The organism is Enhygromyxa salina, from assembly GCF_000737335.2.
GTDB lineage: Bacteria > Myxococcota_A > Polyangia > Nannocystales > Nannocystaceae > Plesiocystis > Plesiocystis salina_C.
This window is the reverse complement of sequence record NZ_JMCC02000077.1, coordinates 24,171-45,551: the sequence shown is the minus strand read 5'-3', so window position 1 is coordinate 45,551 and position 21,381 is coordinate 24,171. Positions and strand designations below refer to the sequence as shown.

The following is a 21,381-nucleotide window of genomic DNA, read 5'->3' as shown; positions in this document are numbered from 1 at the left end:
CAGTCGCGCTCGAGGCCACGGTCACGGCGCAGGACGACCCCACGGACGCGGCGGCGCTCGAGGCCGAGCTCGAGGGCCGCGCCCGGGTCCGCGAGCACTATCGCAACGCCACGCTCGTCTCGACCCACGAACAGCTGCGCGCGCTCGATCAGCTGCTCGATCACCTCGACGCTCACGATCGCCGGGCGACCTTGTTCGTGACCCCGCTCGAGGATCGCTTCGCCGGCGCGACCATGGGCGAGGACACCCTTGGCCGCCGCTACGCCGCGCTCGCGCGCAAGGTCAACGATCACGCCGATCCAAACCTGCAGATCATCGATCTGGACCACCCGCTGTTCGTCGACGCGCACTTCATCGATCACGTGCACCTGTGGCCCGACGGCGCCCGGCTGCTGGCGATCAACCTGCTCCACGAGCTCAACCTACCCTTGGCCCAGCGGCCCCACGAGGTCATGATGGTCCACCCCGAGGGCCACGATCGCAGCTTGGTCCACCGGGTCAGCAGCGGCTACAACGAGGGCGGCGCGTGGCTGGCCCAGCTCCGCGAGCCCGAGGGCGTGGCGGTGACCGACGACGGCACGCGCGTGGTCGTGGCCGACACCCAAAACCACGTCCTGCGGGAGCTGCGGGGCAACATGCAGTTCGTCGAGACCATCGCCGGGCGGCCCCGCCAGGGCGACCAGATCGACGGCTGGGCCCGCGTCGACGCCCGCTTGTTCGAGCCGCGCAACCCCGAGCTGCGCGGTGACGCGGTGTGGTTCATCGACGGGCAGGACCGCGAGCACGTTCGCGTGCTCGAGGACGACTGGGTCCGAACCGCGAGCTGGGCGGGTCCGACCTGTGCCAGCTACCTGCGCCTGCGCGCCCGCGTAGGGGGGATCTGGATGCTGTGTGACGATGGTCGGCTGCTGCTGCTAGACGTCGAGCGCCACCGCTCACGGGTGCTGTCGGAGGTTGCGATGAGCCCGCTGGTGGCCTTCGATCTGGGGCCGCAGGCCGTGTACCTTGGCGACGTCGACGGCCGCCTGTGGCAGCGGGAGCTGGTGAACGCCGACTCGGCCGAGGCGTCAGACACACTCGAATTGGGCAGCTGGGAGCTGGTGTTTCGCAACCGGGGCGACGACCTGCTGCCCAACGGCCACCGCGTGGGCTTCCCCTATCACTACGACGAGCTGCGCCTGGCCAAGATCGTGGATCTGCGCTTCATTCAGCGCTACGGCGGGCTGCTGATCGCCGACGAATTCCCGCTCAACGCGCGCGAGAAGTCGCTGGAGAGCAAGTGGACCGAGCGCGTGCACCTGCGCTACTTCGACCTCGAGGCCGAGCGGATCTTGCCTTGGCTCAAGCCGCTGACCCACGGCGACGGCCACGTGATGTACAACGAGAGCGTAGAGCAGTACGCGTCCTATTGGCACGTGGGGAGCATGGCGATCGCCCAAGACGACGCCTCGATGATCTGGGTCGAGCACAAGCGCTCGCGGATCGTGCGGATCGCCGATGGCTTGCTGGGGGTCGCCAAGACCGGCAATCACCACACCAAGGCCATCACCGTGCCGATCCTCATGACGATCGCCTCGGTCGGGCCCAAGGTCGCCGCGCAGCTGCGGCCGGATCGCTACTTGGATCGGCGCTACGAGCCGCTCGCGCGGTCGGGGCCGTATGTTGCGTTGTTGCTGGGTTCGTCGCTCAGCTCGATGTCGGACCGCTACTCGAACTACTCGCTCGGTCGGCGGTTGGAGCAGGAGCTGCAGCGCGATCTTGGCTACCGCGACCGCGTGCGCCTGGATCTGTTTCAGATGTCCTGGGGGGCGTCTTCGTTCGGCGAGAACATCAATAACCTCGTCAACTGGATGGGCACATCGGTCCCGCCCGACGTGGTGTTCATTGAAGCCCATGACTTTGGGGGGTCGTATCTGAGGGACACCAAGGAGCCGGGCGAGGTCAACGCCGCGTTCGCCAAATTGCAGCGATTCGCCGAGCGCTACGACAGCCTGGTCGTGTTCTACGATCTCTCGTCAATGGAGTCCAACCGCCGCGACGGCATGCGCTCGACCGACGCCAACGTGCGCCAGCTGCTGGACAAGGCCGAGCAGCTGGGCTTTGTCGTGCTGGATCCGGGTGATCGCATGCTCCCCCACCTGCTGACCTACTCGCCGTGGGGCAACCAGCCGTTTGACGACAACCAGCACCACGGCTCGACCTGGGCGATCGACATCACCGCGCACACGCTCGCGGGCATGGTCGCGCCGGTGCTGCGCGAGTTCTTCGTTGACCGGGTGCCGGCCCGCCTGCGCGAGGTGGACCCCGCCGTGTTCGACGCGAACGAGGGCACCCGCAAGCCGCTGCGGCTCGCGCTCGACGAGCTGGATCTAGACGGCGTCGAGCTGCCCGAGGTGTCGATCACGCATGTGCAGACGAACTACGTCAACCGCGAGCTGCAGGTGTATGTTGACACCGCTGGGCTCGGTGACGCGGTCGTCAACCAGAGCTGGGATCGGATCGGCGCGGCGGTGGTCATCATGGTCTTGCAGGATGATTTGTACGCGGATCTGGCTGAGTCGTTGACCTTGGAGCTTGTCGAGTTTTCGAACTATGACGAGTATGGAAATGGGGTGTTGAGCTCGGCAAACTCGGTCTGGAAGCGGCGGTTTGATGGGGGGAGTTTGCGCAACTTCTTGCGCAAGCATGCTCGGTAGCTACGCGCTCCGCGGGTCTCACGATTCTCACGATTCATCGATCACGGGTGATTGCCGCCGCGTCCACGCAAACCCGAGGCCGACCAAGATCAGCAGTATCAGTCCTGCGATCAACACGGTGACCTCCAGCTTGTCGTTGCGCCGCGTCTGCTCGAGCAGCCGCAGCGTACAGGCGTGCTTTGGCGCGGAAGTCTCCGCGGCGCTAACGTCGGCCCAAGCACAGGCTTCCGCAGAAGCCTCCACGGCGCCATCGTCGGCCCATGCCCAGGCTTCCGCAGAAGCCTCCGCGGCGGCGCCATCGACCGCGCCGGGGTGCAAAGCACAGGCTTCCGCGGAAGCCTCGGCAGACCGCCTGCCCACAGATCCCCTGTCCGCCACCTACGGCGAGCACCTGCAGCAACAGCAAGCGGATGCGATCGTCAACATCTCCCGAGCCTATCTACAGCACCGCCCACGCACGCTCAGCTCCGGCTACGAGCTGGTGATGTTGACCTCCAAAGACCAACTCCAACACGGTCCAGGAGGCGTCGGTGGGTTCTTGCGCGACGGCACGCCGGTCCCGCTGCACATGGCGCGAATGCTGTCCTGCGACAGCGCCCGGGTCGACGTGGTGACCGGCGCGGACGGCCAACTACTCGATGTCGGTCGCAGCACCCGGGCGATCCCCTCGGCGATCAGTCGCGCGCTGTGGCTGCGTGATGGCGGGTGCCGGGTGCCGGGGTGCGGCCGAAACCGGCATCTTCATGGTCACCACATTCAAGGCTGGGCCGAAGGCGGGCCAACCCGCTTGTCCAATCTGGTGCTCGTGTGCCCGGGTCACCATCGCATGATTCACGAGGGCGGCCTGTCTGTGGAAATTCGGGCTGACAAGATCATGTTCATCGACCAGCGTGGTCACGCGATCTCGGCCGCGCCCCCTCGCGTTGATTGCGGCCAAGATCTGGAGTCTCTCGAGCGCTTCCTGCGTGAGGCCGACCTGCTGATCGACGACAGCACGGCGGCGCCTGTCCTGCCAAAGTGGGACGGGCGACCGATGAATCTGGGGGAGGCGTTGGACTGGATGTTCATCGCCGACAGGAGCCGCACGTCCGCGCGGCAGCGGCAGACAAGCAACTGAATGGTAGCCCGTCGGACAACCTGGGCGGGCCACCTCGGAGATTGCGCGACGCCCGCGCCGATGAGATGCCGGCGACGTGACGACTACTGGCTCCCTGATTGGCCTGAACCGACGACGCGAGTTCATTCTGGGCGAGCTCTAGTGCCGCTCACCCTACGTCCGTTCCGGGTTAGGTGCGGAGCTGAGGCCCAAGGGCGAGGAGCGGCGACGACGCTGTACCGGGCGTACTGCTAGGAGCGACACTGCCATTGGGCCTCAGTGCCGTGCATAACCCGGGGCGGACGTAGGGTGAGCGGCACTAACGCTCAATCGCGGGAGCGAGCCTGGCTCTGGTGAATGCCATCGACAAACGCAACCGGCGTGCTGGTTGGGTCGCCGGGGATCACCCACCACTGCGAGCGCAGGCTGGTGAGCAGGTTGGTGCGCTGCTCGTCGGTCATGTCGGGCAGGCGCTTGAACCAGTACACGAGCTTCTTGGCGTCGAGCTGGGGGCCGCGAAGCAGCGCGGCGACCAGCTCGGGATACTGCGCGGCGACGGCTGGGGGGACCTTGGCCTTGGCGCCGGGCTCCGACAGCGGGGGCGTGAAGCGCTGCAACCTGGCCTCGAAGGCCTGCAGCTGCTCGACGTTCATGACCGAGACCGCGGTGTACCAGTCCTCGTCCACGTCCGATTGCAGCGACATCATGGTCAAGATGTTCGCGTAGGCCTCGCGCGCGGCGTCACGCACGACGAGCACCCGCGCCGGTCGCAGCTGCTCGCAGCGGCGCTCGCAGCTGTCTTGCACGCCGCGCTCGCAGGCCGCGGCGAAGCTCGCGTTGGCCTGTTCGGTCTGCCCGGCGTGGCAGTACACGGCGCCAAGGCTCTCGAGGATCTCGGGCGCGGGGACCAGCTGCGCGGCCTTGCGTGCCGCTTCGATCGCTTGGTCATCGCACTCGCCAGACACGCCGCACCGTGCCCACGCTTGCACGCTGCACGAGCGGCCGTCGTTGTCGCTGCAGCCGGCCGCGCCCAGCTCCGCGAGCTGCTCGGGGGCCGGATCCACGCACGCGAGGAGGTCGCCGCGCTCACACAGCTCGGCGCGCGCCGGGTCGGCTTCGCTTGCACCCCACGCGCAGCCGTCGGGTTCGTCGTGACTGCACGCGAGCGCGTTGAACTTGTCGGCCTCGGCGCCGGCCCAGCTGTTGCGCGCGAACTCGAGGCAGGCGGCGCCACAACCTTGCGAGCAGGCGTCGTGCAGGGTGCCGCGGTGTTGCTCGTAGTGGGCGGGGTCTTGGGCCTCGAGCTGCTGCGCGCGCAGCTGCATGACCAGCTCGCGGCCGGCGGCGCGATCACCTGCCGCACACGCAGCGACCGGGCCCGACGCGCGCTCCGACCCCGGCGCGTTGCTGCTGGTGCCGCCCTGGGTTGGGCAGGCAGCGGCCGCAAACAACACCACGAGCAGGCTGGGCCACGAACGATCTACGCGCATGTGCACACTTAGCAAGGAATGACCCGCGCGGATACGCCGGACTTTGGAGTTTTCCATGGCCCGACGCGCGAACAGCACGAGCCGCCCAACACGACGGGACGCGACGGGACGCGACGGGTAAAGCTTGCGCTGGCCGAGTCGCGCGGGCCGATCCACATGCACCAACATGTGGGTCTCGCAGCTCGTCAAAGCCGTGTGTCTGGCACTCGTCGCAATCGCCGTGTTCGCGGTCCCGGTCGTGGCGGACGCAGCCGAGGTCCGCAAGGGTGATCACGTCGAGGTGACCGCGAGTGAGATCGTCGATGACACCCTGATCGCGCTGGCCCAGTCGGTCGTCATCAAGGGCCACGTGCGCGGGGACGCGGTCGTTTTTGCGCGCTCCGTCATCGTGGAAGGCACGATCGATGGGGATCTTCTGACCGCGGCGAGGCGCGTCGATATCCGGGGCACGGTGGCCGGCAGCGTGATCATGGCGGGGCAGGACGTCACGATCGGCGCGTCGGTGGCCTCGCAGCTGTACGTGGCGGGGCAGACGATCCACGTTGGGCCGGCGACGAAGCTGGGCGGCGACGCGATGCTGACCGGCAGCGAGATCGAGATCGCCGGCACGGTCGGCCGAGACGTCTACGCGATGGGCGATCGCGTTGACGTTGACGCCGCGACATCGCGCGATCTCGTGATTGGCGGCGAAGACCTGCGGGTTGGAGGCACGGCCACCGTTGGGCGCAACCTAACGGCCAAAGTTGGGGACGCCGAGGACGTGGTGGTTGATCGCAGCGCGTTGGTGCGCGGCTCGACCAACGTCGAGGTTGGGGCGATCGCCGACAACAACCCCTATGACGAATTCAGCTTCTATGCCTGGCACATCGCGATGATCGGGGCCGGGCTGATCTGTGGTCTGGTCGGGTTCGCGCTGGTCCCGGGGCTGTTTCGCGCGCCGCAACAGCAGGGCCAGTGGTTGCGGATGTTGGGCATCGGGGCTGTGGGCCTGTTCCTGGTCCCGATCGGCTCGGTGGTAGCGGCCGCGACCTTGATCGGGCTGCCCCTGGCGATGGTCGCGATGGCCGGCTACCTGATCGCGCTGTACGTGGGCAAGCTGGTGATCGCCGCCGAGCTTGGCCGCCGAATCTTGCGCTTTCCCAGCTTCGAGCGGCGCCGGATCCTGTGGAGCTTGCTGCTTGGATTGGTGATCGTGACCGTGCTGATCGAACTGCCCTACGTGGGCGGCGTGATCGCGTTCATTGTGGCGGTGCTGGGGTTTGGTGCAGTTGGCAATTACTTGCTCATGCGGAACCGGCTGCCAAGCTCGGGGGCGCCTCAACGAACGCATGACCCCGGCATATCAAAGTAAGCCAAGCATGACCTCGGCGATCGCAGCTGCGCCGCGATCGTGGGTCACCGCGTAGTAGCCCCCCGGTACGCGATGGGCCACGAGCTCCGAGACCCGTGGCAGCCAGCCCTGCGCATGATCGAGGGTAGCGGCGGGAGTGTTTGGCCCAAAGTAGTGGACGCTGGCGTCGAGGGTGCCCGGACGCCAGGCGGCCAGCGCCCGCGCGTGCGCGACGAACAGCTCGACCCTGGCCGCGAAGCGCTCGGGCTCGAGCGTGGGCGGGACCAGCTTGGTCGCGCGCGCGAGGTTGAACAACAGGTCGAGGCGAGCCTGGGGTGGCGCGTGCGCGAGCTCGGCCCGCGCGACCTCGTTGCGCCGGTCACCGGGGTCGAGCTGGCCAAGATCGGCCAGGAACGCCGCGAGCAGCTCGAGCTGGTCCTGTGCAGGTTTTGGGGTGGGCGCGTGGGTGTGGATCATGGCGAGGAGTCCGACCTCGCGGCGGTGGTGCAGCTCTTGCCGCGTCATCTCGAACGCGAGCGCGCCGCCGAATCCCCAGCCAAGAAGATCGAGCGGGCCCTCGGGTTGAACGCTGCGCAGGACGTGGCGGGCGTCGGCTGCGATCTGGGTGAGCTGCGCTGGGCAGTCGTGTGGCGCGGACAGGGCTGGCGAGCGCAGACCGATCAGCGGCCGGACCGTAGCGAGGCGGTCCACGAGCGCCGCATAGCAGCCCGGCTCGCCGTTCGCAGGGTGCAGGAGAAACAGCGGGCGGCCGTGACCGGTAGCGAACGAGATCAAGGGTCCGGGCAGGGGTGGGGGCGAGTCATCGAGCAAGCCCAAGACCACGCCAGCGAGCGGGGCCTGGCTCGCGCTCCTCGCAGCGCCGCCGCCAAGCCGACCGCGGTCGATCGGCGCACACACCAGCTGCGCATGCGCGGCCGTGATCGCGGTGTCGATCGCCTGCGCGGCCAGGGTTCGATCGACCACGCCAAACCCCGCGTGGATGCAGCGGCGGGGCAGCGGGTGCAGCTGCGGGCTGTCGTGCCACGGACCAAACGCGATCGCCACTGCCTCTGATCCACGCCCTCGCAGGGCGCTGGCGAACGCATGCGCGAACGCGTGACCGGCCGCTTGACACCCGCGACCTTGGGCGAGCCCAGGCACCAGCGACGCGACCGACGTACACGACATGAAGGGATCGAGCTGGCCAAACACGGCGTGGAGGTTCCAGCTGCCCGCGACCTCGATCGCCATTGCGTCGCCGATGTTGCGGGGCTCGAGGGTGACCAGCCGGCCCGCGTCGTCGCCCATCGCCGCGTGCACGACACCGCGGATCGGGGGACGGCCGGCCGCCTCGCGCTCACGACGGAGCGCCGCGAGGGCTGCACGATCACGCACGTCGACCCGGGCGAGTTCGACGGTCGCGCCCGCGAGCTCGAGCTCGGTGATGAAGTCGAGCTCACGATCTTGGCCCGCGAGCACCCGAACGCCGACCATGACCAGACGCCTGGCCCCGCGCTCGACCAGCCCGCGGCTGATCTCGCGGCCCAGCCGACCGAGGCCGCCGACCACGAGATACGCGGCCTCGGGGTCGAACGCGATCCGACCCGCGCGGGCGGGCGTCGGCACCAGGCGCGGCGCCAGGCGCTGTGAACCACGCAGCGCGAGCTCGCGATCGTCGTCGAACACCCGCGCGGCGCCGACGAACGAGGCCGCGGCGCGATCGGGATCGAGGCGCGGATCGAGGTCGATGAGGCCAAGGTCGAGCTCGGGGTGCTCAGCAGAGATCGCCCGCGCGAGGCCCCACGCGGGCGCCTGCAGGGCTCCTGCAAGATCAAGCTCGGGTTGCCCCGCCGCGCAGGCGCCCGAGCTGACCACCCGCAAGCGCGGGGTTGACCGCGTTTCACTGGCGAGACCCACCAAGCAGCGCGCGCACGCGGCCAGGGTGCCCGGTCCGCGGCGCAGCAGATCATCGAGCTGCTCGGGCGCGAGCGCGCGACCCGAAAAGACTGGCTGCCCAACGACGAGCCAGACCTCGTCGAACGCCTGGGTCCGCAGCTTCGCGTCGAGCACCGCCTCATCATCGAGATCGGCCGCCTCCCAGTTCATCACGCTCACGCCGATCCCAGCGCGCTCACCCGCCCACGCGAGCGCCTTGGCCAGGGCCTCGTCACCGGCCAGGATCAACGCCCGATCGCAACGCGGGCGCGCGGCGGATGAAGGCTGGATCGGCGTCCAGACAATCTCGAACAACGCGTCGGGGGTACGGTCCATCGCAGCCTCGCGCTGGCGCTTGGGCGGGGACCGCATGTGGCACCGACTGACTCGGCGTCCATCCAGCGGGTGCGCGCAGACCAGCGACCTCTCCCGCACATTTGGCCCCGAACCGGCAGCGCTGACAACTCGCCGACGGGACTGGCAAATGGCCGACCTGCGGCATTGCAACAACCAAAGAACGAGCCCCGACCGAGGTCATCCGTGACCAAGGCCGGGGCGGAAGGTTGGGGTTTTCAGCCCAGCACTATTGGCACTGAACGCCGATCTGGAATTCCCAGTTGTAGGAGCCGGGGCCCCCACAGCCCACGCCCACGTTTGGCAGCGGGCTGCACGAGTTGGCCACGTAGTATTGGCTGTTGGGCACGATCGAGGTGCCGACCGGGCACGGGTTGCCCCAATGGTTGATGTAGTCCTGCGTTGACCAGTTGCCGTTGACGTAGAAGTCGAGGTTGACCTGCGCGCCGCTCTCACAGTCGGCTTGCATCTGCGCCTGGGTGCCGGCTGCCATGCACATCTTGCGAGTGCCCTCGGGCGGGACCGAGACCGCGCCCGGCTCGAGGCAGTCGGCGGGCGTGTGGTTGATGTCATCACTGACGACGACGCACGCACGCTTGACGCCAGAGCCGTCGCGCGAGCCCGCGCCCACGGTGCGGTTGAGGCCGAAGTACCAGTTCTTCTCGTCGTGGCGGGCGGCGTCCTCGTAGTCGCAGCTGATCCCACGCGCGGGATCGGCCGCGCCGTTCGGGCACTTCGTATAGTCGAGCTTGAGGCCGTGGTTGTCGCTGATCGTGAACGGCGAGCCGTTGCCCCCGTCAAAGCCCATCACGCCGACGTGTGTACCCTCTTTGTGATAGGTGATCGTGTGCACGACCTGGCAGCCGCCGCCGTGCGCGTTGGCGACGCTGGTGGTGTTGGCGAACACGTTGTGGAGCGCGTCGGTGCTCGAGAAGAACAGCGCGCTGGTGTTGAACATGTGCAGCTCGGCGTCGTGATCTGCGGTGCCCGAGTCGCCGCCCCAGCCGTTGGTCGTTGGCGAGTCGGAGATCGAAAACGCGTACTCGGTGGGGTCACAGATCTCGGCGTAGATGTCCATGCGGCGGAACCCGTTGGCGTCCATGTGCACGGCGCCGGTCCACTCTTGGGGGTCGAACTCGTTGGCGTCGACGATCGCCGGGTCGCAGTTGGTCGAGCCGTTGGCGACGTCGACCTCGCACTGGTAGATCGCGTTGACGACGTTCTGGGCCTGCTCGCTGGGGGCCGCGAGCCCGAGCTGCTCGATCTCTGCCATCTCTTCATCGCTGAGCTCAGCCAGCGGGATCTCGAGCGAGAGCGAGTCGCTCACGCTCGCAGTTTGGGCGGCGTCCTCGCCAAGCTCGAGGTCTTGGTCAAAGCTGTCGCAGGCGGTGAGCAGGGCGAAGGAGGCAAGCAGGGTCGTGGTGATCGCGGTGGAGGTGTTCATGACAGAACCCCCATTGAACGCGGGCGGCCCCCATCGAACGCCGACGCCGTCAGTTTTCGCGCGGGCTAGCTCACCCACAAAAAATTACGGGTCGCCGTCAGATCCCAGCGCGCGGCGACAAGGTGGCTGCCCGGGCGATCAGGGGCACACGAGCTGGGCGCAGCCGGCCTCGTCCGAGTTGTCGCTGCAGTCTTGGCTGAGGTCACACCGGGCGCCGCCGACCACGACCTCGCCGTTGGCGCAGGCGAAGCTTGGGCAGCCCAGCTCGTCAGATCCGTCGTCGCAGTCTGGTTCGCCGTCGCACTGGTAGCTCATGGGTATCGACCCGCTTCCGTCGGTGCAGGCGACAAAGCCGGGGCAGTCGAGCTCGTCGGATCCGTCCTCGCAGTCCGGCCCGCCGTCGCACTTGAAGGACATCGGATAGGTGCCGTTGCCGTCGGCGCAGGTGAGCGGGACGCAGTCGGCCTCGTCGGACGCGTCAACGCAGTCTGGTTCGCCGTCGCACTGGTAGTCGCCCGGGACCGTGCTGCCGTCGCCGCAGGTGAACGGCGCCGGCCCGACCAGGCAGGTGTCGATGCAGGCGGTGAGCGCGGGGTCGGGCATCGCCGTGAAGGCGTCACAGCTGATCTCGGACAGGTCTTCGCAGGTCGCCGCGAGCAAGCAGTTGGCGACGCAGGCAGACTCTGGATCCAAGTCTTCTTGTAGCGCGGGCGTCTCGCCCTCGGTCAGGAGCCCGCACTCTTGCAAGCGGTCGATGTAGGCCGCCGCCGTGCCGCCGCCGCCACCACCGTTGCCCGACCCGTTGTTGCAGCCAAGCCCCAAGCCAAGCGCCACGCCGGAACAAACCAACAACACCTTGCCGAATGGAAGCCTGATACCCATTTGCAGAGCGTAGAGAGGTACGCTGCCGCGCACAAGCCGTGATTTCGCCCGGCGACGGGTTTGATTGAGCGCTACTTCAACGGCGGCGCCCCATCGACCATCGTGCAGCTGACCTCGCCGTTGATCCCGACCGCGTTGCCGTCTTGGCCAACGGCCCCAAAGAAGTCCACGCGCCAGATGGTCTTGTCGTTCATGTGCAAGAACAGCTGCAGGCGGCCGTAGTCTTCGATCCCCGCCTCGCAGCCGGTCGCGGGGGCGCCAGTGGGCTTGCCGGCGAACACCTGGGCCTCGGCGACGGCGGCCCAGTCGATGGTCTTGTGGCAGTGCGAGAACCGGGCCTCGAGCTCCCGGCGTGCGCCGACCGGGAGCGAGGGGCAGCTGTCGCGCAAGAAGCCTTCAACGAGCGGGGTGAGCTGGGCCAGGCGGTCAAACTCGCCGTCTTGCAGGGCGTCGAAGGCCGAGCGACCGACGTTGGCGAGCGCCTGCTTGCGCTCGCTGAGCTCGGGGTCTGGTTGGGGCTCGGGCTGTGGTTGGGGCTCGGGCTCGGGGGCTGGCTCGGGCGCGGGCGGTGGCGGCGGAGCAGGCTCAACGCGCGGCGCGAGCCCGGGCTCGACGCCGGTGGCGGCTTGGTGACCTGGATCGTGCGGCTCGCCGCCGCAGGCCGTGGCCAAGGCCACGCTGATCAACAAGCCCGAAGCGAGGAGCGATCGTGTGCGCACGATCGGGAGAATATCGGGGCCGGCAGGTTGATGCACGGGCAGCTTCTACGCACGATCCACCGCGCCGCTCTGCGCCAACCACCGGCGCAAGCCGGGCAGATCCAGCAGCTCCCCAATGAATTCCGAGTCCTCGCTGTCCAAGAAGCGGTCGAGGTTGCTGCCGTCGTCGTGGGTGCCAGGCGGGAGCTCACCCATGATCGGGGGCCAGCTGGGCGGGGGCTGAACCCAGTCGCCTGCGGGAGGGTGCGGGCTCTGGGCGGGCAAGCGACGCAAGATCGAGTTGCCCTCGGGGCCGCGCATGTGCCGACGATCACTGCGAAGATAGCGGCGGTAGTCCGCGCAGGTGACCATGCGAAACCGCGGCGCGAACTCTGGCGGCAGCAGGCCAATCCCGTGAAAGCTGTCCTCGAGCCACTGTGCGGCCGGGCGCGGGGTCGGGCCGGCGGCGTCGAGATCCCACGCCTCCCAGCCTTCGGGGCGCTCGACCAACATGATCACGTGGTAGTCCCACGCGACCGGCAGCGTGGGATCGGGGCTGGTTCGTTGACCCCACATCGCGACCCGGCGGGCGGGGTTGCTGATGATCAACACGCGTCGCTCACCGCCGCCAGCCAGGCGCCCGCGCTCATCGGCGCATAGCTGCCAGATGTTCTCTTCGCAGTAGAACGGGCAGTACGCCGGGGCCTGGCTCATGCGCCCGCGTCCTCGACCAGCGGCCGCATGAACGGGATCACCAGCGCGGCGACCCCCTCGGGGTCGTCCAAGTGCACGTGGTGAAGGCCCTGGATCTGCGCGATCTCGAGGGTGGCCACCGCCTCCACGCGCGCGCGCATCAGCTTGGGATCGTGGGGCCACCCCTCGCTGGCCGAGACCAACAACACCGGACACTTGATCGCAACCAAGAACGCGCGGACCTGCTCCTCTGTCAAGCGAAGCCGCGAGTCCAGGCGCAGCCCGGGATCCGCCCGCCAGGTCCACCCATCTTCGAGCTGCACGAGCCCGCGGCCAAGCAGGATCCGCGCGGACTCGAGGTCCATCTTGGCGACCTCGCGCAGCCGGGCCACCGCGATGTCGGGGTGCTCGAACGAGCGCTTGGCCTTGTGGCGCTTGGTCGCCTCGATCCGCAAGGATCGCCCGAGCCGACGCGCGGCCTGGCCCGCGTCGTCGGCCATCGGGCCAAGCCCCTCGAGCAGCACGCATCGCTCGATCCGATCTGGAACGGTGCCGGCGACGAGCGTGGAGATTCCCGCGCCCATCGAGTGGCCGAGCAGCGAGAAGCGCTCCCAACCCAGGGCGTCGGCGGCGTGGATGACGTCGGCGACCGAGTCGATGAAGTGGTAGGGGCCGCGCTTGTGCTCCGACAAGCCATGGCCCGGCAGATCCAGGCTGATGATCCGTAGGCCAAGCGCGTCGCACAACATCGGAGCGAGGCGCGACATCGTGGCCGCGTTGTCGAGCCAACCGTGGCTCGCCAGCACCGGCCGCCCATCTGCTGGGCCCCACGCGAGCGCGGCTAGTTTGGTTCCGATGTCGAGTTCGAGCGCCTCGGGCACGGGCGACTCATGACGCGGATTGGCCGATCACGCAAGCGTCAGCAGACCGCGCCACAATCCAAGATCGCCGAGTCGACGCACAGCGAATCCCACAAGGTGTCACAGCAGTAGGGATCGAGGCCACACACGCAATTCTGAATGGAGGGCACCTGGCAGCCCGGGTACCCGTTGTCGGTGCAGCAATCGCCCGACCCGTTGGTGCAGCCGGCTGTGTTGAACCCGGTGCAGCTGCCATTGCACAGCAAGGTCCCGCCCGCGAAGCCCTGGGTCGCGCAGGTCTGGCCGCCCAAGTTGTTGCTGTCACACACCTCGCCAGCCTCGACCACCGCGTTGCCACATACGGCGTCGACGCAGCCGCTGACGTCGAACGACTTGCAGTTGGGGTTGCAGCCCAGCTCCCCGCTCGAGAAGCCCACGCTGGCGCAGGTCTGGCCCTGCAGCTCGGGGCCGTCGCACAGCTCGCCCTCGTCGATCACGGCGTTGCCACAGACCGCCGACGAGCAGCCGCTGACGTCGAAGTCTGCGCAGTTGGGCGCGCACGCGAGCGCGCCGCCAGCGTAGCCAAGCGAGACGCAGGTCTCGCCCGCCAGGTTGCCGCCGTCGCACGCTTCGGTTGCGTCGACGAGGCCGTCGCCGCAGGTGGGCGCTGGCTCGCCGTCGCCGTCACCCGGGTCGGTATCGCCATCACCGGGCTCGCCGTCGCCAGTGGTCTCGGGCTCGAAGGTGGTGTTCGGGGTGGTCGTGAACCCCGTGTTGCCGAAGGTCGAGAACCCGCCCTCGTCGTCGTCGCTGCCCGTGCACGACGACAGCAGCAAGCTTGCCGAGGCAAGCAGCGCGATCCGAACCAGCGAGAGCGACATCATGACTGCCCGCGAGTGTACCCGTCCGCGGGGTGGGGCGCCGAAAAGCTTGCGAAAGGGAGTACATGGAGTGAGGCGCGCATCTTCACCCCCTGCGCGCCCCCTGCATGCTCAACCGCGCGCGGCCGCGGCCCTGCGCGCGAAGTACAGGCCCGACCAGATCTTCAGATCGATCACCCGCCCGGCTGCCTGCTGCGCGGCGATCCAAGCCTCGACCTGATCGAGCGGGACCAGGTGCACGGTGATGTCTTCGTGATCATCGCCGCCGCCGGGCCCAGTCTTGGTGACCCCGTGCGCGACGTAGAAGATCAAGTGCTCGTCGCTGAGCCCAGGCGTGCTGGTGCCCTGGGCGACCATCTCGAGCCGGGTGGGGGTGTAGCCCGTCTCTTCTTCGAGCTCGCGCGCGGCCGCCAGCTCGGGCGCCTCGTCTTCGGATCCGGCGTGGTCGCCAACGAGCCCCGCCGGCAGCTCGATGCACATGCCGGCGACCGCGGGGCGCGGCTGCTCGATCAGGATCAGCTCGTTGTCGTCGGTCACCGCAACGATCAGCGCCGCGGTCCCGCCCACGGTGCGCTGGCAATACTCCCAGCGCCCGCGCCGAACCAAGCGCAGCCACTTGCCCTCTGCGATCAGCTCTTGCTCGGGGAAATCCTGCATGCCCGCCCGAGGCTCACCCAGGATCGCAGCGCTGTCGACCACTTTACCGCCGGCCGCGGTGATCGCCTCGATCGCGCGCGCGTCGTCGCCGGGCTGCAGGTTGACCGCTCGGGTCGCGTCGCGGATCAGCGTGGTCTCGAGCCCGCGCTCGAGCGCGTCGAGGGCCGTGAACTTCACACAGTAATCGAGCGCCAGCCCACACACGGCGACCGAGCCCACGCCCTGCTCGGCGAGCCACTGCGCGAGGCCGGTGGGCTTGCGGTGGCCGTTGTCGAAGAACCCGCTGTAGCTGTCGATCTGCTTGTCGGTGCCCTTGCGAAACACGGCGTCGAGCTTGGCCGAGCTCGCGCGCAGCTGCGGGACCAGCTGCGCGCCCTCGGTGTCTTGCACGCAGTGAACCGGCCACAGGACCTGCGGGAGCCCGTCCAGATCAATGACCTCACCCGGCGAGCGGCCCGGGTGGTTGGCGGCGAAGCTGCCGTGGTCCGCGGGGTGCCAGTCCTGGGTCGCCACGACGATCTCGAAGCGCGACATCAGCTCGATCACGGTAGGGATGATCTCGTCGCCGCCCTGCACACCCAGCGGCCCGCCCGGCAAGAAGTCTGGCTGCAGATCAACGATGATCAGTGCTCGTTTGGATGGTGTGGTCATGGCGAATGGCGGATGGCGGATGGCTCAGATCTCGAACGAGAAGCCCTGCTTGACCAGCTTGCGGTAGCGCCGGTCGTCGAATTTGTAGAGCCGCGCCGCCCGGTGAGCGACGTCTTTTTGGACCTCGTCGAGCTCGACGAGCAGCTCCATGCCCAAGATCTTCTTGCGAAAATTACGCTTGTCCAGGGCGCGATCGAGGATCACCTCGTACATGCGCTGCAGCTGCGTGAGCGTGAACTTGCGCGGCAGCAGCTCGAACCCCAGCGGCTGGTAGCGGACCTTGCCGCGCAGCCGCTCGAGCGCGATCTCGAAGATCTGCGCGTGGTCGAACGCGAGCTCGGGCAGATCACTGATCGCAAACCACGCGGCGTCGGCGGCGTCGGTCGCGGCGCGGACCTTGTGATCGGACAGCTTGACCAGCGCGTAGTGGGCGACCGTGACCACGCGCTCGCGGGGGTCTCGATCGATCGCGTCAAACGTGAACAGCTGCTCGAGGAACACCTTGCTGAGCCCGGTCTCTTCTTCGAGCTCGCGGCGCGCCGCGGCCTCGAGGGTCTCGTCGAGGCGCACGAACCCGCCCGGCAGCGCCCAGCGGTTGGCGAAGGGCTCGATGCCGCGGCGGATCAGCAAGACCTCGAGCTCGCCCTCGTCGAGGCCAAACACCACGCAGTCAACGGTCAGCGCGGGGCGGGGGTATTCGTAGGAGTAGGCCACGCGCTCAGGATCCTTGCTCGCCGCCCGCGGCCTGGCCGGTGGCGATCAGCTCGCGCTTGAGCGCGGCGACCTGCGGCTCGAGGGCGACGGGGTAGCTTGTGTGGTCTTTGAGCAGGCGCAAGCTGGGCGGCAAGCTGGCGAGCTGGCGCTGCGCGCGGGCGCGGATCTGGGCGGTGCTGGGGAGCTCGGTCGCGCGCTTGCCCGCGCGCAACACCGGCACCAGTAGATCTTCGCTGGTGATGTTGTCGCCTGCGGGCAAGCTGACCGCGGCGTCGCTGCGTGGGTCGATTGAGCTGGCGCTTGCGCCCGCGGCGGGTGGCCCAAACTCTTCGTCGTAGACCACGTCGAGCAGGGGCGTGCCGTCCCGGCTGAGCCGGCGCACCTGCAAGATCCCGGGGATCGAGGTCTTGATCGGCGTGTCCGACAGCTTGACCATGCGCCGCCAGGGTTGGTCCGCGCTCGGGCGCAGGGCCGACAGCTTGTAGACGCCGCCGAGCGCCGGTTGGTCGTAGGCCGTCGCCAGCCGGGTGCCCACGCCCCACACGTCGATCCGGGCGCCGGCCTGTTTGAGCGCGGTGATCTTGTACTCGTCGAGATCGCTGCTGGCGACGACGGCCGCCTCGGGGAACCCGGCGGCGTCTAGTTTTTCGCGGGCGGCCTTGCTGAGCGCGGCCAGGTCACCCGAGTCCAGCCGGATCCCGACCATCTCGTGGCCGCGGGCGCGCAGCTGCATGGCCTCGTCGATCGCCCGATCGACCCCGCGCAAGGTGTCGTAGGTGTCGACCAGGAACACGCAGTTGTTGGGCATGACCTTGGCGTAGCCAGCGAAGGCCTCGGTCTCTTCGGCGAAGGACATGACCCACGAGTGCGCGTGGGTGCCCTTGATCGGGATGTCGTAGCGCATCCCGGCGGCGACGTTGGAGGTTGCTGCGCAGCCACCAATGTAGGCCGCGCGGCTGGCCGACAGCCCGCCATCTAGCCCCTGGGCCCGCCGCAACCCGAACTCGAGCACCGTGCCGCCCGCTGCCGCCGTCACGATCCGCGCGGCCTTTGTTGCGATCAGGGTCTGAAAATTCACGATCGTCAGCAGCGCGGTCTCGAGCAGCTGGGCCTGGCCAAGCGGACCCCGCACGCGCAGCAGTGGCTCGTGGGCGAAGCAGACCGTGCCCTCGGGCATCGCGTCCAGATCCACGCAGGGCCGCTGCAGCCCAAGCCACTCCAAGAAGCCCGGATCGAACAGCCGCTCGCCGTCGTTGCCGGTCAAGCGCGCGAGGTAGGTCAGCTGCGGCTCGGAGTAGCCAAAGTCCTCGATCAACTCCACCGCTTGCTGTAGCCCGCACGCGAGCGAGAACCCGGCCTTGAAGGGGTGCTTGCGAAACCCGAGGTGAAACACCGACTCCTCTTCGGTGCGCCCGAGCGCCCAATAGCCCTGGGCCATCGTCAACTGGTAGAGGTCGGTCTGAAGGCCGGTTGGGCTGAGGCTGGTCATGCAGGTCACGCAGGCGAGCGGGCACGGCTATCGTCGCTGGGCAGGCAGAAAACGGCAAGCACGGACGCTTTCGTCTCGCAACGGGTATCAATCACACCTGCGGATGGGGCGAGTCAGGCCGCGCGCGGTGTTGGGGACACCATGCTGTCTGAATGTGGCGATGATCGAAGTTGGGTTTGGTTGTCGTGGCGTCGCGCGAACTCGATGGCGCTCGCCCTGGTCGAGCGCGACCACCACAACCCAAACCAAGGCGAACGCGCGCAGAGCCCTCACGTGCTTGCCGTGAGCACACAGCGCCGACGGGAGGACCCCTGTAGCTGGTGTGTCTGGCCGGCTGCTAGACATCCGCACAGTCAGTAGGTGCGGGCGTGGGAAACCTATATCCTCCCGCGCCATGGGCCGCTCGCGGCACCTCTTCCTCCTGTTCTTCCTCTCCGGCATCAGCGGGCTCGTCTACGAGTCGCTGTGGTCGCGCTATCTCAAGTTGTTCGTCGGCAGCGCCGCGACGGCCCAGATCCTGGTGCTCGCGCTGTTCATGGGCGGCATGTCGCTGGGCTCGCTGCTCGCGGGCCGCTACAGCGCGCGGATCCAGCGACCGGTGCTGATCTACGGCCTGATCGAGGGGCTGATCGGTCTGTACGCGCTGGCGTTCCCCTATCTCTACGATGGGGTCACGCGGCTGTGCTACGACGTCGTGTTTCCGGCTGTCGGTGGCGGCGGTGGGGTCTCGCTGGCGAAGTGGAGCGCGGCGGCGATGTTGATCGCGCCCTCGTGTGTGCTGCTGGGCATGACCTTCCCGCTGATGAGCGTGGGGATCCTGCGGCGTGATCGCGAGCGCTCGGGCGAGATCCTGAGCTTCCTGTACTTCTCGAACAGCTTCGGCGCCTCGCTGGGCGCGCTGTTGTCGGGCTTCTTGCTGGTGCCGCTGCTGGGGCTGCCGGGCACGCTGGCGGCGGCCGCGGTGCTCAACTTGCTGATCGGCGCGATGTGCCTGCGCGAGCGGGGCCGCGACGCCGATCCACCGCTCGCGGATCACGACGAGCCGGCCGAGCCCAGCGAAAGCTCCAAGGCCAGCGCCAACGCCAACGACGAGGTCAAGTCAGCCGGGCGCGGACCTTCGCTGCTGACCTTGATGCTGCTGATCGCGCTGGGCACCGGGCTGAGCTCGTTCATGTACGAGATCGCCTGGATCCGCATGCTCTCGATGGTGCTTGGCTCGGCCACCCACTCGTTCGAGGTCATGCTGTCGGTGTTCGTGCTGGGGCTCGCGCTGGGTGGGCTGTGGGTCCGCAAGCGCATGGACAAGTTCAAGCGGCCCGAGCTCACGCTGGGGCTGGTGCAGCTGATCATGGGCGCGGCCGCGGTCGCAACGATCCCGCTGTACCGGCTGGGCGTGCTGGCGATCGGCGGGGTCTACTGGGTCAGCGTCAACTACCTCGACGGCGAGCGCACGGTCGAGCTGTGGTACCTGTTCAACGTCGTCCGCTACTTGGTGTGCCTGGTGATCATGCTGCCGGCGACCTTCTGCGCGGGCATGACCTTGCCGCTGGTCACCCACGTGCTGCTGCGTCGGGGCCGGCCGGAGTCTGCGGTTGGCAAGGTCTACGGCGTCAACACGCTCGGGGCGATCATTGGGGCGATCAGCGCGGGGATCTTGCTGCTGCCCTTGGTCGGCATCAAGACGGTGATCGTGATGGGGGCGCTGGTCGACATGGGCCTGGGCGTGTGGCTGGTCGCGCGCGAGCAGTCGCTGCGCCCCAGCCCAACGGTTCGCAAGCTGGTGACCTCGACAACCCTGGCCACCGCGGCGGTCGCCGTGATCGGGTTTGGCGTGCTGAACATCGATCCGCGCACGCTCGCGTCGGGCGTGTTTCGGCGCGGCACAATCAAGATGCACGACGACTACGTCGTCGCGCTGCACAAAGACGGGCGCACGGCCACGGTCACCGTCACCGAAGACAGCGCGCGCGAGGGCTACCACACGCTGTTCACCAATGGAAAGCCGGACGCGTCGATCTACACGGTCCGCTGGCCCGAGGGGCGCGACCCCAGCGAGGGCCCGATGTTGGCCGGCGACGAGCCGACCCAGCTGTTGTTGGCGATCATCCCGCTGCTGACCAAGCCCGACGCGCGCCTGGCCGCGACGATCGGGATGGGCTCGGGGATCACCTCGCACTCGCTGCTGGCATCGCCCACGCTCGAGCGGCTCGACACCGTCGAGATCGAGCCGTTCATGGCCGAGGGCGCCAAGCTGTTTCACCCGGTCAACCGCCGGACCTTTGAAGACCCGCGCAGCAACCTGATCTTCGACGACGCGAAGGCCTACTTCGCCGCCGCAGAGGCCCGCTACGATCTGGTGGTCTCGGAGCCCTCGAACCCGTGGGTGGCGGGGGTCTCGAGCCTGTTCACGATCGAGTTCTACGACGAGATCAAGCGCTACCTGACGGACGACGGGCTGTTTGGCCAGTGGGTGCACGGCTACGAGCTCTCGGACGAGCTGCTGCTGTCGGTGCTCGCCGCCGTGGATCAGAGCTTCGCGGACTACCGGGTGTATCGCGTGGGGGGTCGGGATTGGTTGATCCTCGCGTCGCAGCAGCCCGGCGGGGTCGGGGAGCTAGACGAGGGCGCGCTCGCGTGGCCTGACCTGCGTGACGACGCCGCGCTGCTGGGGATCCAGGCGCTGAGCCAGATCCAGTCGCTGCAGGTCGCCAACACCGAGCTGCTGCGCCCGTACCTGCATGGGCTGCAGCCGAACACCGACGCGCGACCGCTGCTCGACAACGGCGCGGAGCGGGCCCGGTTCTTCAAGCGCTCGGCCGAGGCGCTGCTCGAGCTGCGCGCGTACCCGCTGCCGCTGCTCGAGGTGCTAGGTGGCGAAGCGCGGCCGCCCTACGCGGACCGGATCCCCGACCGCCGGGTCGACGAGCACGTGCTGCACGAGTCGGAGCGGGCGCTGTTCTTGATGCGTCTGTGGGAGCTCGACAATCGTGAGCCCTACCCCGGGACCAGCACGCTGCGCAGCTACTACACCCAGCGCGACAACCTGGCGGCCAAGCCCGGGGAGCCGGCCCAGGCCAAGGCGTGGTTCGATGGGGTCTACGGCGTGTTTCACACGACCGCGCCGTGGATCGCCGTGGAGGACACGCCGTTTTGGGCGTCGGTGCTGGACACCGCCCGCTCCGAAGCGGTCACGCCCGAGGTCCGACGAGGGATCGAGATCTTGGATCTGATCGAGCGCCGCGACGGGGCCAAGCTGTGGGTCGCCGTCGAGGCCGAGCTCGCGCATGGGGACAGCGTGCTGCCTCCGCGGATCCTGGCGATGGCGGGGGCGCTGGCGCTGGCGTTGGAGGACGCTTCGGGCGAGCAGCGGCGGGCGTTCGCCGACACGCACATGCGGCCGCTGTTGGTCGAGCCGGCGGCGGTCAGCGAGGACATCGCGTATGCGATGGTCGTTGCGTGGATGAGCAGTCCTTGACCCCATACACATCGTAGCTCCACCAGGCACGAAAAA

Annotated in this window: 15 protein-coding genes and 1 pseudogene; 4 read left to right on the top strand and 12 right to left on the bottom strand. The window is 68.2% G+C overall.

Features of this window, described 5'->3' with window-relative positions:
* Positions 1–2,696: pseudogene (locus DB30_RS27095) on the top strand (hypothetical protein); the annotation flags it as partial.
* A gap of 27 nt (positions 2,697–2,723) precedes the next feature.
* Here DB30_RS27095 and DB30_RS27090 read toward each other — a convergent pair.
* Positions 2,724–2,939: a hypothetical protein gene (locus DB30_RS27090; protein ID WP_165703968.1), complete on the bottom strand. Its 216-nt coding sequence runs from the start codon at positions 2,937–2,939 to the stop codon at positions 2,724–2,726.
* A 241-nt stretch (positions 2,940–3,180) separates the two neighbouring features.
* On the opposite strand from DB30_RS27090, the gene DB30_RS27085 reads away from it, so the two are divergent.
* On the top strand, positions 3,181–3,813 hold the full coding sequence (locus tag DB30_RS27085) for an HNH endonuclease signature motif containing protein (RefSeq protein WP_052554186.1): 633 nt from the start codon (positions 3,181–3,183) through the stop codon (positions 3,811–3,813).
* Between the two features lie 305 nt (positions 3,814–4,118).
* Here DB30_RS27085 and DB30_RS27080 read toward each other — a convergent pair whose 3' ends face one another.
* A complete protein-coding gene (locus DB30_RS27080) occupies positions 4,119–5,282 on the bottom strand; it encodes a hypothetical protein (RefSeq protein ID WP_052554185.1) in 1,164 nt (387 codons plus the stop codon).
* A 166-nt stretch (positions 5,283–5,448) separates the two neighbouring features.
* On the opposite strand from DB30_RS27080, the gene DB30_RS27075 reads away from it, so the two are divergent.
* Positions 5,449–6,633, top strand: a complete 1,185-nt coding sequence (locus tag DB30_RS27075) for a hypothetical protein (RefSeq protein ID WP_052554184.1) — start codon at positions 5,449–5,451, stop codon at positions 6,631–6,633.
* On the opposite strand, the gene DB30_RS27070 is transcribed toward DB30_RS27075, so the two are convergent.
* The 10 genes from DB30_RS27070 to DB30_RS27020 all read right to left on the bottom strand — a co-directional run bounded on the left by DB30_RS27070 (position 6,625) and on the right by DB30_RS27020 (position 17,870).
* Positions 6,625–8,883, bottom strand: a complete 2,259-nt coding sequence (locus DB30_RS27070) for a KR domain-containing protein (RefSeq protein ID WP_052554183.1) — start codon at positions 8,881–8,883, stop codon at positions 6,625–6,627. The two genes, DB30_RS27075 and DB30_RS27070, sit on opposite strands and share 9 nt — an antisense overlap.
* Positions 8,884–9,130: 247 nt before the next feature.
* Entirely contained in the window at positions 9,131–10,345 is a 1,215-nt protein-coding gene (locus DB30_RS27065; protein WP_052554182.1) for a hypothetical protein, read from the bottom strand.
* A 138-nt stretch (positions 10,346–10,483) separates the two neighbouring features.
* Positions 10,484–11,227: a hypothetical protein gene (locus DB30_RS27060; RefSeq protein ID WP_146660805.1), complete on the bottom strand. Its 744-nt coding sequence runs from the start codon at positions 11,225–11,227 to the stop codon at positions 10,484–10,486.
* A 71-nt stretch (positions 11,228–11,298) separates the two neighbouring features.
* Positions 11,299–11,946 (bottom strand): hypothetical protein, encoded by a 648-nt coding sequence (locus tag DB30_RS27055; RefSeq protein WP_146660803.1) that lies wholly within the window; start codon positions 11,944–11,946, stop codon positions 11,299–11,301.
* Between the two features lie 45 nt (positions 11,947–11,991).
* Positions 11,992–12,639: a protein N-terminal glutamine amidohydrolase gene (locus tag DB30_RS27050; protein WP_052554178.1), complete on the bottom strand. Its 648-nt coding sequence runs from the start codon at positions 12,637–12,639 to the stop codon at positions 11,992–11,994.
* The gene (locus tag DB30_RS27045) at positions 12,636–13,499 is read right to left on the bottom strand and encodes an alpha/beta fold hydrolase (protein WP_052554176.1); all 864 of its coding nucleotides are present in this window, start codon (positions 13,497–13,499) and stop codon (positions 12,636–12,638) included. The genes DB30_RS27050 and DB30_RS27045 overlap by 4 nt, the downstream gene beginning before the upstream one ends.
* 38 nt (positions 13,500–13,537) lie before the next feature.
* Positions 13,538–14,362 (bottom strand): hypothetical protein, encoded by an 825-nt coding sequence (locus tag DB30_RS27040; protein ID WP_052554174.1) that lies wholly within the window; start codon positions 14,360–14,362, stop codon positions 13,538–13,540.
* A 108-nt stretch (positions 14,363–14,470) separates the two neighbouring features.
* A complete protein-coding gene (gene pncA, locus DB30_RS42495) occupies positions 14,471–15,667 on the bottom strand; it encodes a bifunctional nicotinamidase/pyrazinamidase (RefSeq protein WP_240480338.1) in 1,197 nt (398 codons plus the stop codon).
* Between the two features lie 24 nt (positions 15,668–15,691).
* Positions 15,692–16,381, bottom strand: coding sequence for an NUDIX hydrolase (locus DB30_RS27025; RefSeq protein WP_052554172.1), 690 nt, complete (start codon positions 16,379–16,381; stop codon positions 15,692–15,694).
* A gap of 4 nt (positions 16,382–16,385) precedes the next feature.
* Positions 16,386–17,870, bottom strand: coding sequence for a nicotinate phosphoribosyltransferase (locus DB30_RS27020; protein ID WP_052554171.1), 1,485 nt, complete (start codon positions 17,868–17,870; stop codon positions 16,386–16,388).
* A 394-nt stretch (positions 17,871–18,264) separates the two neighbouring features.
* Between DB30_RS27020 and DB30_RS27015 the strand changes: the two genes are divergently transcribed.
* The gene (locus DB30_RS27015) at positions 18,265–21,345 is read left to right on the top strand and encodes a fused MFS/spermidine synthase (RefSeq protein WP_052554170.1); all 3,081 of its coding nucleotides are present in this window, start codon (positions 18,265–18,267) and stop codon (positions 21,343–21,345) included.
* The last annotated feature ends 36 nt before the right edge of the window (positions 21,346–21,381 follow it).